The sequence below is a fragment of the Altererythrobacter rubellus genome (assembly GCF_030284385.1).
Taxonomy (GTDB): domain Bacteria; phylum Pseudomonadota; class Alphaproteobacteria; order Sphingomonadales; family Sphingomonadaceae; genus Erythrobacter; species Erythrobacter rubellus.
This window is the reverse complement of record NZ_CP127221.1, coordinates 25,803-40,420: the sequence shown is the minus strand read 5'-3', so window position 1 is coordinate 40,420 and position 14,618 is coordinate 25,803. Positions and strand designations below refer to the sequence as shown.

Sequence of the window (14,618 nt, the reverse complement as noted above, 5' to 3'; positions counted from 1 at the left end):
GATGCCCCTTTATCATAATGAAGATCAGGCCATGCTCGCGGAAACCGCGAGCCAGTTTATGGCCGAAGAAGGTGCCATTGCGAAACAGCTGCGCCATTGGCGCGACCGCAATTGCAAGGACGGATTCGGCCACGCGCTGTGGAAGGAAATGGCAGAGTTGGGCTTTACCGGCATCCTCGTTTCCGAAGAAGACGGCGGGCTTGGCATGGGCCATGTCGAAGCGGGCATCGTGCTGGAAGAGATTGGCCGCAACTTGACGCCGTCACCTTTCCTGACCAGCTCTGTGCTGGCAGTAACCGCGCTCGGCGAAGCCAGCGAAGAGCTGCGCGGCCGCTATCTGCCAGGCTTGGTTGCAGGCGACAGCGTATTCGCGGTTGCGATCGACGAAGGCGCGAAGCACCGGCCAGAACGGATTGCTTGCAAGGCGGAAAAGTCAGGCAATGGCTTCAAGCTCTCGGGCAAGAAGGACTTTGTTGTTCAGGGCGCAAGCTCTGACATGATCATTGTCGCTGCGCGCACGTCAGGCAGCGATGCCGATGAAGATGGAATCACGCTGTTTGCTGTGCCCAAGGATGCGGCTGGCATGAGCCACGACGCGGTTCGCCTGGTCGACAGCTCGATGGCGACGCACACCACATTCGACAATGTCGAACTGGATGGCGGCGCGGTGATCGGTGAAGTTGATGGCGGGCGCGAGGTGCTAAACAAGATCCTGAATGCCGGCCGCGTTGGCTCTGCGGCTGAAGGTGTCGGTGTTGCACGCGGAGCGATGGATATGACCGTCGATTACCTCAAGCAGCGCAAACAGTTCGGCAAGCTGATCGGCGAATTCCAGGCGCTGCAGCACCGAGCTGCGCATCTTTACTCCGAAGTCGAGATTGCACGAGCGGCGGTTATCAAGGCGCAGCAGCTGCTGGACGGCGGCAGCGAAAAGGCGGACCTGATGGTGTCGGTCGCAAAGGCCAAGGTCGCAAAGACTGCCGGCCTTGCTGTGCGCGAAGGCGTGCAGATGCATGGCGGTATCGGCATGACCGACGAATATGACATCGGGCTCTATATGAAGCGTGATCGCGCTCTGCAGGAATTCCTGGGTGACGCCTATTACCATACCAATCGTGTGGCCGAGCTGAGCGGATATTAAGGGGACCAGTTCATGGATATTCAATCACTTTTCGGCCTTGACGGACGTGTTGCGCTGGTAACAGGCGGATCACGCGGGATCGGCAAGATGTTCGTTGAAGGTCTGCTCGCCGCGGGCTGCGCACGGGTGTATATCTCAGCGCGCAAGATCGAGCAGATGCAGGAAACCGTCGAGGAATTCGGCGCTGACAAGGTCATTCCCGAGCAAGCCGATCTGTCGCAAATGGATGGTATGCAGCAATTGGCCGATGCGATTGCTGCCAAGGAAGACAAGCTTGATATCCTGATCAACAACGCCGGTGCGGCATGGGGACAGGATTATCTCGAATTCAGCGAAGCGGGCTGGCATCGCACCATGGATCTGAACGTCAAGACGCCGTTCTTCCTGACGCAAAAGCTGCATAACCTGCTGGTAGCTGCTGCAAGTGAAGGCCGCCCTGCCAAGGTGATCAACGTCTCATCGATTGACGGTTTCCGCATTAACCCGTGGGAAACCTATGCCTACCAAGCATCGAAAGCAGGCGTGGTTCAGCTGACCCGCCGAGTGGCGGCGCGCCTAATCAAGGACAACATCGTGGTCAGCTCCATCGCGCCGGGTGCATTCCCTAGCGAGATGAACAAAGCGGCCAAGAACGCGCCCGATGCATCGGCTGCAGGCATTCCGGCCAAGCGGATCGGCACGGCTGAAGATATGGCCGCCGCTGCGATTTACCTGTGCAGCCGTGCGGGCGACTATGTCGTCGGCGAAACCGTGATCGTAGACGGCGGCGTCGTGAATGCTTGGTTGCCCAGCACCTTCAACGATCCAGCGGGCTGAAGCATCTTCAGTGAGAGATTCTTTTGGGGCCGGAGGAGCGATCTTCCGGCCTTTTTCCTTCGAGAGCCCTATGCGGTCAATTCGCGTACGAACGGGATCAGCCCGGTCTGGCGCGTGCGGCGCATGCGCTCTGCATGCAGGATCTCGCGCACTTTGACGAAGCATTCATCGACATCGTCATTGATCACCACATAGTCATACTCGGCCCAGTGGCTGATTTCGCTGCGCGCCCGCTCCATCCGGCCATCAATGACTTGAGCACTGTCTTGCGCACGGCTTTCCAACCGGCGGCGCAATTCGGTTAGACTAGGCGGGAGGATAAATACGCTGACCACGTCCTGCTGGTCTTGCTGGTAGAGCTGCTGCGTACCCTGCCAATCGATGTCGAACAGAAAATCTTCGCCCTCTTTCAAGCCTTTGCGAATATAGGCTTTGGGCGTGCCATAGCGATAATCAAAGACATTGGCCCATTCGTAGAACTCGTCTTTCTCGACCATCCGGTCGAACTCGGCATCGCTCACGAAGTGGTAATCTATGCCGTCCACCTCACCCGGGCGCTTGGGGCGGGTGGTCGCTGAAACCGACAGCTTGATCTCTTCATCAGCCATCAGCAGCTTATGCGACATGGTCGTTTTGCCTGCCCCCGATGGCGAGGACAGGATGAACATCAACCCGCGGCGATGGAGTTTGTCGTTTTGTTGCTTTTCTGCGTCCATGTGCGCTGTTGGCGCAAGGCAGCCTGCAAAATCAAGAGTTGGTGGGGCGAAACCCGCCTATTTTTTGCGGCCGAAGTCCACGGTCACGACGTTCGAGCCATCATCAGGCGCGCCGTGTGCTTCGCTAGAGCCATCGCTTCCCGATCCATCATTCTGCGCACTCTCATGCTCTTCGGGCGGCATGTCGTCGCCAGTCGCCTGAAATTGCAGGCCAAAATCGACCGCTGGATCAACGAATGCGGTGATCGCGCTGAAGGGAATTTCCAGCTTCGCCGGAATTTGATTGAAGCTCAGGCCGACGGAAAAGCCATGATCAGTCACTTTCAGTTCCCAGAACTTGTTCTGCAGAACGATCGTCATCTCGTCCGGGAAGCGCTCGCACAGATGCTTTGGAATGGAAACGCCCGGCGCGCCGGTTTTGAAGGTAATGTAGAAATGATGCTCCCCGGGAAGTTCGCTACCGCCAGCCACAATCTCGCCGAGCACGCGGCCAACCACGGCGCGCAGCGCTTCTTGAACGATCTCGTCATACGGGATTAGGCTATCGGGCGTGTCATCACTCATTGCAGATAAATCGTGCCGCTGTGCGCGGCTGTGGTCAAGCCGCAATCGACATCAATCGCGCGGTTATACCGCGCCGCAGCAATACTTGTGCATTTGCGCCAAGCCCTTATAGCCGCCTGCACAGATCACAGGTTGAGTTATGCGCACCGGGCGAATTGAGCGAAAGACGGCTGAAACCGGCATTCTGATCGAGGTCAATCTCGATGGGACCGGTAGCTATGATGTGTCGACAGGAATCGGATTTCTCGACCACATGGTTGAGCAGTTCTCGAAGCATTCGCTGATCGATGTGACCATGAAGGTCGACGGCGATCTGCATGTCGATCAACACCACACTACCGAAGACAGCGCGATTGCATTGGGTCAGGCGATCTCGGCGGCGCTGGGCGACAAGGCTGGTATTGGCCGCTACGGCAGCGCCTATTCCCCGATGGATGAGACTTTGGCGCGCGTCGCGCTGGATATCTCGGGCCGCCCCTACTTTGTATGGAAGGCCGGTTTCACGCAGGAAAAGCTGGGTGAGTGGGATACCGAACTGATTGAGCACTGGTTCCATTCTGTGTCGCAGACGGCGGGCATCACGCTCCACATGGAACTGCTCTACGGCACCAATAACCACCATATTTGCGAGGCGCTGTACAAGGGTTTTGCCCGTGCGATGCGAATCGCGGTCGAGCAAGACCCGCGTAAAGGAGGGGCCATTCCTTCAACCAAGGGGCAGCTCGGTGGCTGAAGCGCTCGCGCTGATCGACTATGGCGCTGGCAATCTGCATTCGGTTCACAACGCGCTGAAGGCGGCAGGGGCGGAGCATATTGCGGTCACCGCCGACCCTGATTTGGTGCGTGGAGCGCGGCGGATTGTGCTGCCCGGTGTTGGCAGCTTCAAGGCCTGCGCAAAGGGGCTTCGTTCCATCCCCGGTATGGTCGAAGCGCTGGAAGAACGTGTGCTTGAAAAAGGCATGCCGTTCCTTGGCATTTGCGTGGGCATGCAATTGCTTGCGACACGTGGGCTGGAGCATGGCACAACGCGTGGTCTTGGTTGGATCGAAGGGGATGTGCGGCTGATCGAACCAACCGACCCGTCCATCAAAGTGCCACATATGGGCTGGAACGATGTAGCTTTGATGCCGCATGCGAAGAACCATCCTGTGCTGGAAGATGGCGAGGCCTATTTCCTTCATTCCTACCAATTTGCCGCAGCCAATGGATCGGATGTTGCCGCGATGACGGACCACGGCGAAGGTCTGGTCGCGGCGGTTGCGCGTGACAATATTCTGGGTGTGCAGTTTCACCCTGAAAAGAGCCAAGCATATGGGCTGGCGATGCTCGAGAGATTTTTGGAGTGGAGACCGTGATGTTCTCGCAACCCATGCCGTCCGCACCCTCCACCCTTCCGCCCGGAGCCTACCGGGATACCATCCGGGTGGAAGGGTGGAGGGCGCGGGTGGCCAGGCTATCGGAGACAACTCCATGATCGTATTTCCCGCCATCGATCTGAAGGCTGGCGAGGTCGTGAGGCTGGCCGAAGGCGATATGGATCGCGCAACCGTGTACGGAGATAATCCGGCGGCGCAGGCCATGATCTTTGCTGAAGCTGGCGCGCAGCACCTGCATGTGGTCGATCTTGACGGCAGCTTTGCGGGCGAGGGGCGCAATGTTGAAGCGGTTAAAGCCATCGTCGAGGCATTCCCCGGCTATGTGCAGCTGGGCGGCGGTATCCGCAGCCCCGAAGCGGTCGAAGCCTGGTTCTATCTTGGCGTTGCGCGCGTAGTTATGGGCTCAGCCGCGCTGAAAGATCCCGAATTCGTCAAGGAAATGGCGAAGGAATGGGAAGGCGGCATCGTTGTTGCGGTGGATGCCAAGGATGGCATGGTCGCAACCGAGGGCTGGGCCGAGGTTTCGGACGTGCCCGTTGTCGATCTCGCCCGCAGGTTTGAGGACGCAGGCGTTGCGAGTCTGTTGTTCACGGACATTGGCCGCGATGGAATGCTGAAAGGCTGCAATATCGACGCGACGCTCGATCTGGCGCGGCGCGTGGACATTCCCGTGATTGCGAGCGGCGGGGTAAAGGGGCTGGATGACATTCACGTGCTCTCGCTCAACGCGCATGAAGGGATCGAAGGCGTAATCACGGGCAGGGCATTGTATGAAGGCCGGCTTGATTTGGCTGCAGCGATTGCAATGGCGGGGCGTGAATGACCGTCCGTATCCGCGTCATCCCATGTTTGGACGTTGCCGATGGGCGGGTGGTCAAAGGCGTCAACTTTGTCGATCTGAAGGATGCTGGCGATCCGGTCGAGCAGGCCAAAGCCTATGACGAAGCGGGCGCAGACGAGCTATGTTTCCTGGATATTTCAGCCAGCCACGAAGGGCGCGGGACGCTGCTCGACATTGTCCGGCGCACAGCCGAAGTGTGCTTCATGCCGCTGACCGTGGGCGGCGGGGTGCGCACGGTTGAGGATGCGCGCGCGCTGCTGCTTGCGGGTGCAGACAAGGTGGCTGTGAATAGCGCGGCGGTTTCGCGGCCTGAACTGGTCGCCGATATTGCAGAGAAATTCGGCAGCCAGTGCATGGTCGCCAGCGTGGATGCACGGCGCACAGGTGCCGGATGGCAGATTTACACGCATGGTGGGCGCAAGCCGACCGGCATTGATGCGGTTGAGCATGCTCAGAAACTCGCCGAATTGGGCGCGGGAGAGCTGCTGGTAACATCGATGGATGGTGACGGCACTCAAGCGGGCTACGATCTGGCGCTGATCCGCGAGATTGCCGATTGCGTCAATGTTCCTGTGGTCGCCAGCGGCGGTGTGGGCACGCTGGATCACCTGGTTGAGGGTGTAACATTGGGGCACGCCAGCGCAGTGCTGGCCGCCAGCATTTTCCACTTCGGAACCTATTCGATATCAGAAGCACATGCTGCCTTACGCGCAGCAGGCTTGCCCGCGCGCGGCGTTTAAGCGAGAACAATGGCATGGAAACTTTGACACGTCTTGAGCAAGTGATTGCAGAGCGCAAAGCCGCTTCACCAGACGCCAGCTATGTCGCGAAACTCAACGCTGCCGGGATTGAGAAGATCGCGCAAAAGCTGGGTGAAGAAGCCGTTGAAACTGTGATCGCCGCCCTTTCGGGCAGTCGCGAAGAAGTGGTGGGAGAGGCAGCGGACCTGATCTTCCACTTGCTGGTGCTGTTGCAAGCCCGACGTATTACGCTGGGGGAAGTGATGGCCGAGCTTGACCGGCGCGAAGGCACCTCCGGAATCGAAGAGAAAGCGAGCAGGAGCGAGTAGCAATGCCCATCGATGCAACGCAGCCTTATGATGACACAAACATCTTCGCGAAGATCCTGCGCGGTGAGATTCCGTCCAAAAAAGTCTATGAAGACGAATGGGCCTATGCATTTGAAGACATCAACCCGCAGGCGGACATTCACACACTGGTCATTCCCAAGGGGCGGTATGTCAGTTGGGATGATTTCTCCGCCAATGCGCCTGCGGAAGAGATCGCAGGCTTCGTGCGTGCGGTGGGCGAAGTTGCCCGCGCGAAAGGGCTGGTGGAGCCGGGGTATCGCCTGCTCGCTAATATTGGCGGGCATGGCCATCAGGAAGTCCCGCATCTGCATGTTCACATCTTTGGTGGGCACCCGTTAGGGCCCATGCTGGCGCGCTGATCACTATTGATCGTATGTCAGACTCGGTTTGCCGTCGTTCAGGCGTGCAGAGCAAATGGGCACTTTGCAGCGAATCCCCTTTGCTTTAGGTGGCTTCCTTGATGGTTAAACCTGTTTTCCCTGGCGGCGTTTTTGACGGTGCGCAGCATCTTTATGCGGTGCGTGTCTATTACGAAGACACAGACCTGTCGGGGATCACCTATCACGCGAACTATTTGCGTTGGTTCGAACGTGCCCGCAGCGACCTTTTGCGCATGCTAAAGATTGATCAGCGCGAAGTAATCGAAGCAGGGGCCAGAGGGGAAGATGGCGGCGCTTATGCGGTCTCTGAAATCAACCTCAAATATCTGCGCCCGGCCAAACTTGGTGACGACGTGGTGATCGAAACGACGTGCACAGAATTGGGCGCAGCGAGTTGCCGCATGCATCAGCGCGCGATGCGCGGCGATGAATTGCTTTGCGAAGCCAGCTTGCGCGTTGGCTTCATCTCTCTTGACGGAAGGCCGCGCCGCCAACCGGCTGAATGGCGTACCGCCTTTGTCAATTTCATGGAAGATAATCTCGCATGACACTTTCGCTCAACCTGTTGGCTGCAGCGCCTGCCCGGCTCAACCCGCTCGAACTGTTCTTGCAAGCCGACATTGTGGTGCAAGCCGTGATGATTGGACTGATCTTGGCCAGCATCTGGGTTTGGACGATTATCGTTTCCTTCAGCCTGCGCATGGGTAAGCTGGAGCGTCGCAGCAGCGACTTCGAAGCCGATTTTTGGCAGGCCGAGGAATTCGACAGCCTGACATCTGGCCGGGCGCGCAAGGATTTGCCGCCAGCGCGTGTCGCCGCTGCCGGGATCAATGAATGGAAGCGTTCGACACAACATCCGCCGGTGGACCGGGAAGGTACCCGCAGCAGGCTAGCCGGAATGATGGAAAGCCAGGTTGCGCAAGAGGCGGATGATCTCTCCACCCGCTTGGGTTTTCTGGCCACCACTGGTTCCGTTGCGCCCTTTGTCGGCTTGTTCGGTACCGTTTGGGGCATCATGAACAGCTTCTTCCAGATCGGCATGCAGGAAAGTTCTTCGTTGGCCGTGGTGGCGCCGGGCATTGCCGAGGCGCTGTTTGCGACCGCTATCGGCCTGTTCGCTGCGATCCCCGCTGTGATCGCATACAACCGCTTGAGCGACCGCGTGAACCGCTACGAGGCCAAGCTGCACCGCTTTGCTGACAAGTTCCATGCCAGCCTTAGTCACGAGCTGGACAAAGCATAGTGGGTATGTCGGTTTCCTCTTCCGGCAGGTCAGGGCGGCGTTCTCGCCGCGCGCTTATGGCAGAGATCAACGTCACACCTTTCGTGGATGTGATGCTGGTGTTGCTGATCATCTTTATGGTCACAGCGCCGCTACTTGCCTCGGGTGTTCCCGTGGATCTGCCCGATAGCCGGGCGAACCCGATCGACCAGCAACCCGATCAGGTGACGATCAGCATCGATCCGACGGGCACGATCTTTATCGGGAACGAGCGGGTGGAGACCGGCGGGTTGCCCGATGCGCTGGCAGCGATTGATCGCGGTCAGGCAGGGAATGAGCCAGTGATCGTGCTCCGCGGTGACAGGACATTGCAATACGCCCGGGTGATGGCGGTGATGGGTGAGTTGAACCGGGCCGGGTTCAGCTCGATCTCGCTGGTCACTAACAGTTCACAATCAGCGCCATAGTTTACCCGATTGTCATGGAAACCAGAGCACTTCGACAAGACGAGAAATGGGGCCTTGGCGTCGCTGTCGGCTTGCACCTTGCGGTTGCTGCCGTGCTGTTGTTCCAGCCCGGCCCCAGCGATCCCTTCGAAATTCCGGAGCGGATGACTGTCAGTCTGGCCACCGATGTTTCCTTGAGCTCAACCGCACCAGAAATCGCGCCCGATAGCCGCGCCACGATGGCGCCGACTGTGTCAGATGAAGTGCAAGCGCCAGTTGAGCAATCGGATGGCGAGGCATCCACGAAGCCAACCCGTGAGCCGCCACCGACCAACAATTCACGAGCAGCCGTCACACAGCAACCGAGGCAAGCCGCAGAAACACCCCCGCGCCAGGCAACCGGCACCCAAGTTGGCGAGAATTTTCTTGAAGGTGCAGGCTCTGACAGCTCGTCGGATGATAATCGCATTCCTGCTGACCAAATCGGCCGAATCGCGCAAGCGAGCCTGATTCAGGCATTGTCACGCCAGATCAAGCCGCATTGGAATGCGCCGTCCGGCGTCGACACAGAGCTGCTGGTGACGGAATTGGCTTTCAACCTCAATGAAGACGGCACTTTGGCGGGGCGTCCGCGTGTACTGCGCCAGTCCGGCATCAATGCCTCCAATCGCCCGCAAGCCGGACTACATGCAGAACGGGCAATCCGCGCGGTGCAGCTCGCCGCGCCGTTTGACCTGCCCGCCGAGTATTACAACGCCTGGAAGTCGATCCGGGGCGCGCGTTTCGATAGGAACCTATCCCGATGAAGAAATGGATTTTCGTTCTCGCATTCCTGGCAGCGCCGCTGGCGGCGCAGGATCAGGACCTTGGCCAACCAGCGCCAGAGGGTGGTCAGGTGGAAACCACCGGTACAGAAGCCTCGGGCGAGGATGCCGAGGGCGGCCTGGTCTTTACTGTCACCGACGAAAGCGATTGGGCGGATCTGTCGATTGCCATCCCGGGGTTTGCGGCAGATCGCGATGTGGCGACGCCTGCCAATTCGCGCGGCACCGCTGCACTTGGCGTAGAGATCGCAAATGTGATCACTGCGAACCTGCAGAACAACGGCCTGTTCCAACCCATCGGCCCGGCGCGCTTGCCTCAGCCCGCCTTCGCGCAGATCACAGACCCCGCGTGGGGCAATTGGCGCGGGCGCGGCGCGGAAATGCTGGTACATGGCTATGTCCGCGCCCGTGCTGACGGGCGATTGGTGGTCGGGTGCTACCTCTATGATGTTGCTCTGCAGGATGAACTGGTTCGCGAAGGTTGGGTTGTCCCACCCTCCGACTGGCGGCGTGCCGCACACAAATGCTCCGACATTATCTATGCGCGCCTGACAGGAGAGAGCCCCTTCTTCGACAGCCGTATTGCATATATCGCCGAAACCGGACCAAAGGATCGCCGCGTCAAACGTCTTGCAATCATGGACAGCGACGGAGCGAACCATCGCTTTCTGACATTGGGCAGCGCGACCGCGCTCACACCTCGTTATTCGCCCGACTACTCGCAGCTGCTCTATCTGTCCTATGTCGACGGCAATCCGCGGCTTTATGTCTATGACATCGGCACAGGGCGGCAGACGCTGGTCACGCAAAGCAGCAACCCGACCTTCGCGCCGCGCTGGAGCCCGGACGGGCGCACTATCCTTTATTCGATGGCGGTTGCTGGCAATACCGACATTTACAGCGTGCCGGCCAGCGGTGGCCGCAGTACGCGGCTGACCGATACGCCGGGGATTGATATTGGCGGTTCCTATTCGCCCGATGGCCGCCAGATCGTGTTCGAGAGCGATCGATCGGGCAGCCAGCAATGCTATGTGATGAATGCGGATGGCACCAACCAGCGCCGCATCACATTCTCTGGCGGACGTTGCGCTAACCCCGAATGGAGCCCGCGCGGTGACCAGATCGCGTTTACGCGGATCGCGGGCGACTTCAATATCGCGATCATGAGCCCAAATGGCCGCAATCTGCGCGTTTTGACCAGTGGTTGGCAGGACGAAGGGCCGACCTGGGCACCCAATGGTCGCATCATTCAGTTCTTCAGAACGGAGCGGAATTCTGGCCGGTCAGGCCTGTGGCAAGTCGACCTGACAGGTCGCAATGAAAGGAGGCTTCCGACACCGGTGGATGCGTCAGATCCAGCCTGGGGACCAATTCTCCCCTGATACTCTTCTTTTGTGTTATTATAGGTAGGCAAGACTCCCCAATTTCCTGAGAGGAAACAACAATGAACAAACGTTTTGCAACTGTGATTCTGCTGGCATCAGCTACCACTTTGGCTGCTTGCGCGAAAAAGGCGCCGGAGGAGCTTCCGCCGCCGCCGCTAAGCACAACTGCGCCGGCAACAGGTCCGGCTACGGCACCAGCTCCAACCGGGCCTACGGTGGGCAGCCAAGCGCATTTCGAAGACGCGGTGAATGGCCAGAATGTCATTTTCTTCGATACTGATCGCTTCAATATTGACAGCGTGGATGCTGCAGCTTTGCAAGCACAAGCTCAGTATCTTAGCCGCTATCCCCAGATCCGCATCACCGTAGAAGGTCATGCTGACGAGCGCGGCACGCGCGAATATAACCTGGCTTTAGGTGAACGCCGCGCCAATTCAGCGAAGAATTACCTCGTTAGCATTGGTGTAAACGCAGACCGTATCTCAACGGTCAGCTACGGCAAGGAACGCCCCGTTGCCCTGGCTTCAACGCCAGAAGCATGGGCGCAAAACCGCCGCGCGGTCAGCGTAGTGATCAATTAGATTAGTCGCGGAATAGCGACGGCACCGGCAGGTCGAGCGTTAACGTCTCGGCCTGCACGGGCACTTGCGTTTCAGCCCAATGGGGCCCAACCTGGTCCGGTGACCAAAGCAAAGCCATCGCGGCAAGCGCGAACGTTGAAAACGTGCTGGAAATGGCGAGTTGTTTGCTCATGGTTCTCATATCTTCGCGCAGCCGGATAGCTGCAAATTGTGAACGATCTATTGCAATGCAACATTTCAATTTGAAATTGGTTCCCACACCTTTCCATTGGCAGCAACCATCCCTAGACTAGAGTCCATGCCAGTCCGACAAACTGCAAACTGCGCGTACGCGGATGCCTAAGCCGCGCCGATCCAACGACTGGGGTTTTCCGCGCTGGCGCGGATATAATGACTCGCGTGAGGCGACAACGGTACGCCTGTGCGATCGCCATGGGTGTGAGGAGCGTGGCGATTGCCCGGCGCCGAAGTCTCCGAATAGCCCCGACCGGTGGTATTTCTGTCAGGCGCATGCTGCGGAATACAACAAGGGCTGGGATTATTTCGAAGGCCTCGACAAAGAGCAGAAGGCCGAACGTGCCAAGGCCGAGCGGCAGCAGAGCGAAGGCTATGCCGAAGCCTCCCACTATGGCTGGGGCGGGGCTGGCGATGGCTCGCGCAGCGCGGATGAAATGCGCGCATTGGAACTGCTGGAACTGGAAGCGGATGCCGATTTCGCCGCGATCAAGAAGGCTTACCGCGAGAAGGCGAAACTCGTGCATCCCGATGTGAAGCCGGGTGACAAGGAGGCCGCCACCGAGTTCCAGAAACTTCAGATCGCGTACGAAGTTCTGAAAGTCGGCGAAGAACGGCGCGAATGGCGGGGCTGAATGTTCAAATGTCCGCTAACGACCCAAAGGTCGCCATTCCGGCGAAGGCCGGAATCCAGTCGATTTTGGGGTATTTCTTCGACCATAGCTGGACCCCGGCGTTCGCCGGGGTGACGACTTAATCCAAGGTCCACTTCCCACCCCAAAACCAGACATTAGCTAAGTCTACTCCCCCGGCCCAGCAAATCCCGGCTTTCCGGCCCGCGAATTGATCGTCGGATCGGGATTGTCATTCCACCACGGCACATCGTTGAACGGTCGCACATCCAGCTCATGCGACCAGCAATTGCGTGGTTGCTGCGCCAGGTGCCAGTACGTTTCCGCCAGTACGGCGGGGTCGATGATCCCTTCTTCGCCTTTGGCCGCTTCGAATGCATCCCATTTGTCGCCGAGCAGTTTGACCAGCGTGTCAGGCGAACGAACCGGGCCATCGACCACGACATGCGCAACGTGGACGCCTTGCGGGCCGAATTCGGCGTTCAGCGTCTGGCACAGCATGCGCCGCCCGCCCATTGCTGCCGCATGGCTGTGTTGCCCGGCGTTACCGCGAACCGCTGCGGTGGCTGATGTGACAAGCAAGGAGCCTTTCCCCCGCTCGACCATGGCCGGAAACATTGCGTGTGCAAGCCGGAACACACCATAGCAGCCGAGCCGCCATCCCAGTTCAAAAGTCTTGTGCGGCGTATCATGCAGCGTGCGGTTCCCGATTTGCGCGCCTAGATTATAGAGAGCGCTGTCAATCGGGCCAATATCGCTTTCGATTCGCGCGACCAGGTCCTCTATCGCACCATCCTCCGATGCGTTGAGCAACACACCTGACGCGCTGCCGCCAGCGTTCTCTATTTCGCCGACGAGCCGCGCAAGCCCATCTTCATCGCTGCGCCGCGCGAGGACCGCGTGATAGCCGCCCGCCGCAAAGCGCTTAGCAGCGTGTCCGCCGATACCGGCGCCCGCGCCGATGACAAGGAATACCGGTTTCGTTTCAGCCATAGCTCTCTCCCTAATGCCTGGGGAGAGAGTAGGACAGCAATCAGACCTTCGCCAGTGCTTGTTCGAAGTCAGCGATCAGATCATCCAGGTCTTCGATCCCGATACTGATGCGAACAAGGTTCTCTGTGATGCCAAGCGCGGCCTTGCGTTCGTCCGGCACGGATAGGTGCGTCATTGATGCAGGGTGGCTGGCGAGCGTCTCCGTGCCACCAAGGCTAACCGCAAGCTTGGCCACTTTCAGTGCGTCAAGGAAGCGGAAGCATTCCGCTTCGCCTCCTTTGATGAAGACGCTGAAAGTGGAACCCGCGCCGAGGCAATGGCGATCGTAAATGTCCTGTTGGCGCGCGTCTTCGATCATGCCGAGATAGCCCAACCCTTCCACCTTGGGATGGCTTTTCAGGAATTCGCACACCTTCTCGGCGTTCTTGCCGGCGCGTTCCATGCGCAGTTCGACCGTTTCGAGCGAGCGGAGCAGCATCCATGCAGTGTTCGGATCCGCGATACCGCCCATGGTGTTGCGCAGCGCACGGATCGCATCGATGAAGCGCTTCTTGCCGGAAACGCTGCCTGCGACGAGGTCTGAATGGCCGCCGACATATTTGGTCAGAGAGTACACCACCAGATCCGCACCATGCTCCAGCGGACGCGACCAAAGGGGGCCAAGGAATGTGTTGTCGATGGCAATCGGGCAGCGGTCAGCATCGAAGTGCATGTCGCGCGCGGCTTTGACTGCTTCGACATCGACCAGAGCGTTGGTGGGGTTGGCCGGGCTTTCGAGATAGATCAGCGGCACTTCGCCGCCTTGCGCTTCGGCCTGAGCCTTTGCTTTGGCCATCACAGCGTCCAGCTCTTCAGCGGTCGCGCCAGCCGGGAAGTCGACATAGGTCACGCCGTACTTGGCCATGATTTTGGCGACAAAGCCTTCGCTTGCTGCATAGAGCGGGCCGGAATGCACGATCACATCGCCGGCCTTGCACGCGGCCAGCATCAGGATCGCGATGGCGGTCATTCCGCTGGAGAAGCTCAGCGCATCTTCTGCGCCGTCGCAGATCGCCAGACGATCCTCGAGGATTTCCTGATTGGGTGCGTTGAAGCGTGAATAGACCAGACCTTCTGCGCCGCCTTCACGCTTTCCAGTGATGCCTTCAAAATGCCGCTTACCCGCGGCTGCGTTCTCAAACGCGAATGTGCTGGTGAGGAAGATCGGTGCTTTCAGCGAACCTTCGGACAGCACCGGGTCATAGCCATAGCCCATCATCAGCGTAGACTGTTTCATCGGACGACCGTTAATTGTGGTCACAGGGTCTCTGGGCTTGCGGCGCGGGGTGGGTTGGTCAACCGGATCAATCGCGTCAGACATATGCGGGTTCCTTCCTA

Annotated in this window: 20 protein-coding genes; 15 read left to right on the top strand and 5 right to left on the bottom strand. The window is 58.9% G+C overall.

Annotation, left to right across the window (positions count from 1 at the left end):
• Position 1: 1 nt before the first annotated feature.
• Both QQX03_RS00210 and QQX03_RS00205 read left to right on the top strand, forming a co-directional pair.
• On the top strand, positions 2-1,141 hold the full coding sequence (locus tag QQX03_RS00210) for an acyl-CoA dehydrogenase family protein (RefSeq protein WP_285975886.1): 1,140 nt from the start codon (positions 2-4) through the stop codon (positions 1,139-1,141).
• Between the two features lie 12 nt (positions 1,142-1,153).
• Positions 1,154-1,957 (top strand): SDR family oxidoreductase, encoded by an 804-nt coding sequence (locus QQX03_RS00205; protein WP_285975885.1) that lies wholly within the window; start codon positions 1,154-1,156, stop codon positions 1,955-1,957.
• A 68-nt stretch (positions 1,958-2,025) separates the two neighbouring features.
• Here the strand turns inward: QQX03_RS00205 and gmk are convergent, their stop codons facing one another.
• Entirely contained in the window at positions 2,026-2,673 is a 648-nt protein-coding gene (gene gmk, locus QQX03_RS00200; RefSeq protein WP_285975884.1) for a guanylate kinase, read from the bottom strand.
• 57 nt (positions 2,674-2,730) lie between these two features.
• Complete coding sequence (locus tag QQX03_RS00195; protein WP_285975883.1) at positions 2,731-3,237, bottom strand: SspB family protein; 507 nt, start codon at positions 3,235-3,237, stop codon at positions 2,731-2,733.
• A 139-nt stretch (positions 3,238-3,376) separates the two neighbouring features.
• Here QQX03_RS00195 and hisB point away from each other — a divergent pair, with 139 nt between their 5' ends.
• From hisB to pal, 12 genes are all read left to right on the top strand, one after another.
• A complete protein-coding gene (gene hisB, locus QQX03_RS00190; protein ID WP_285975882.1) occupies positions 3,377-3,970 on the top strand; it encodes an imidazoleglycerol-phosphate dehydratase HisB in 594 nt (197 codons plus the stop codon).
• Positions 3,963-4,592 carry an imidazole glycerol phosphate synthase subunit HisH gene (gene hisH / locus QQX03_RS00185; protein WP_285975881.1) on the top strand — a complete coding sequence of 210 codons (630 nt, stop codon included), beginning with the start codon at positions 3,963-3,965 and terminating at the stop codon, positions 4,590-4,592. The genes hisB and hisH overlap by 8 nt, the downstream gene beginning before the upstream one ends.
• A gap of 115 nt (positions 4,593-4,707) precedes the next feature.
• Positions 4,708-5,436, top strand: a complete 729-nt coding sequence (gene hisA / locus QQX03_RS00180) for a 1-(5-phosphoribosyl)-5-[(5-phosphoribosylamino)methylideneamino]imidazole-4-carboxamide isomerase (protein ID WP_285975880.1) — start codon at positions 4,708-4,710, stop codon at positions 5,434-5,436.
• Positions 5,433-6,194, top strand: coding sequence for an imidazole glycerol phosphate synthase subunit HisF (hisF, locus tag QQX03_RS00175; RefSeq protein ID WP_285975879.1), 762 nt, complete (start codon positions 5,433-5,435; stop codon positions 6,192-6,194). Before hisA ends, hisF begins: the two co-directional genes overlap by 4 nt.
• Before the next feature lie 14 nt (positions 6,195-6,208).
• Positions 6,209-6,523, top strand: a complete 315-nt coding sequence (locus tag QQX03_RS00170) for a phosphoribosyl-ATP diphosphatase (protein ID WP_285975878.1) — start codon at positions 6,209-6,211, stop codon at positions 6,521-6,523.
• Between the two features lie 2 nt (positions 6,524-6,525).
• Complete coding sequence (locus QQX03_RS00165) at positions 6,526-6,903, top strand: histidine triad nucleotide-binding protein (protein ID WP_285975877.1); 378 nt, start codon at positions 6,526-6,528, stop codon at positions 6,901-6,903.
• Positions 6,904-7,004: 101 nt separating this feature from the next.
• Positions 7,005-7,472, top strand: a complete 468-nt coding sequence (locus QQX03_RS00160) for a YbgC/FadM family acyl-CoA thioesterase (RefSeq protein ID WP_285975876.1) — start codon at positions 7,005-7,007, stop codon at positions 7,470-7,472.
• Complete coding sequence (gene tolQ, locus QQX03_RS00155) at positions 7,469-8,167, top strand: protein TolQ (RefSeq protein WP_285975875.1); 699 nt, start codon at positions 7,469-7,471, stop codon at positions 8,165-8,167. The genes QQX03_RS00160 and tolQ overlap by 4 nt, the downstream gene beginning before the upstream one ends.
• Positions 8,167-8,613 carry an ExbD/TolR family protein gene (locus QQX03_RS00150; RefSeq protein ID WP_432762829.1) on the top strand — a complete coding sequence of 149 codons (447 nt, stop codon included), beginning with the start codon at positions 8,167-8,169 and terminating at the stop codon, positions 8,611-8,613. The genes tolQ and QQX03_RS00150 overlap by 1 nt, the downstream gene beginning before the upstream one ends.
• 14 nt (positions 8,614-8,627) lie before the next feature.
• The gene (locus tag QQX03_RS00145) at positions 8,628-9,398 is read left to right on the top strand and encodes an energy transducer TonB (RefSeq protein ID WP_285975873.1); all 771 of its coding nucleotides are present in this window, start codon (positions 8,628-8,630) and stop codon (positions 9,396-9,398) included.
• Entirely contained in the window at positions 9,395-10,798 is a 1,404-nt protein-coding gene (gene tolB / locus QQX03_RS00140; RefSeq protein ID WP_285975872.1) for a Tol-Pal system beta propeller repeat protein TolB, read from the top strand. The genes QQX03_RS00145 and tolB overlap by 4 nt, the downstream gene beginning before the upstream one ends.
• 62 nt (positions 10,799-10,860) lie before the next feature.
• The gene (pal, locus tag QQX03_RS00135) at positions 10,861-11,382 is read left to right on the top strand and encodes a peptidoglycan-associated lipoprotein Pal (RefSeq protein ID WP_285975871.1); all 522 of its coding nucleotides are present in this window, start codon (positions 10,861-10,863) and stop codon (positions 11,380-11,382) included.
• A gap of 1 nt (position 11,383) precedes the next feature.
• Here pal and QQX03_RS00130 read toward each other — a convergent pair whose 3' ends face one another.
• On the bottom strand, positions 11,384-11,554 hold the full coding sequence (locus QQX03_RS00130) for a hypothetical protein (RefSeq protein ID WP_285975870.1): 171 nt from the start codon (positions 11,552-11,554) through the stop codon (positions 11,384-11,386).
• 163 nt (positions 11,555-11,717) lie between these two features.
• Between QQX03_RS00130 and QQX03_RS00125 the strand changes: the two genes are divergently transcribed.
• Complete coding sequence (locus QQX03_RS00125; RefSeq protein WP_285975869.1) at positions 11,718-12,251, top strand: J domain-containing protein; 534 nt, start codon at positions 11,718-11,720, stop codon at positions 12,249-12,251.
• A gap of 165 nt (positions 12,252-12,416) precedes the next feature.
• On the opposite strand, the gene QQX03_RS00120 is transcribed toward QQX03_RS00125, so the two are convergent.
• Both QQX03_RS00120 and QQX03_RS00115 read right to left on the bottom strand, forming a co-directional pair.
• Complete coding sequence (locus QQX03_RS00120) at positions 12,417-13,241, bottom strand: SDR family NAD(P)-dependent oxidoreductase (RefSeq protein WP_285975868.1); 825 nt, start codon at positions 13,239-13,241, stop codon at positions 12,417-12,419.
• A 40-nt stretch (positions 13,242-13,281) separates the two neighbouring features.
• Positions 13,282-14,601, bottom strand: a complete 1,320-nt coding sequence (locus QQX03_RS00115; protein ID WP_285975867.1) for a cystathionine gamma-synthase family protein — start codon at positions 14,599-14,601, stop codon at positions 13,282-13,284.
• Between the last annotated feature and the right edge of the window lie 17 nt (positions 14,602-14,618).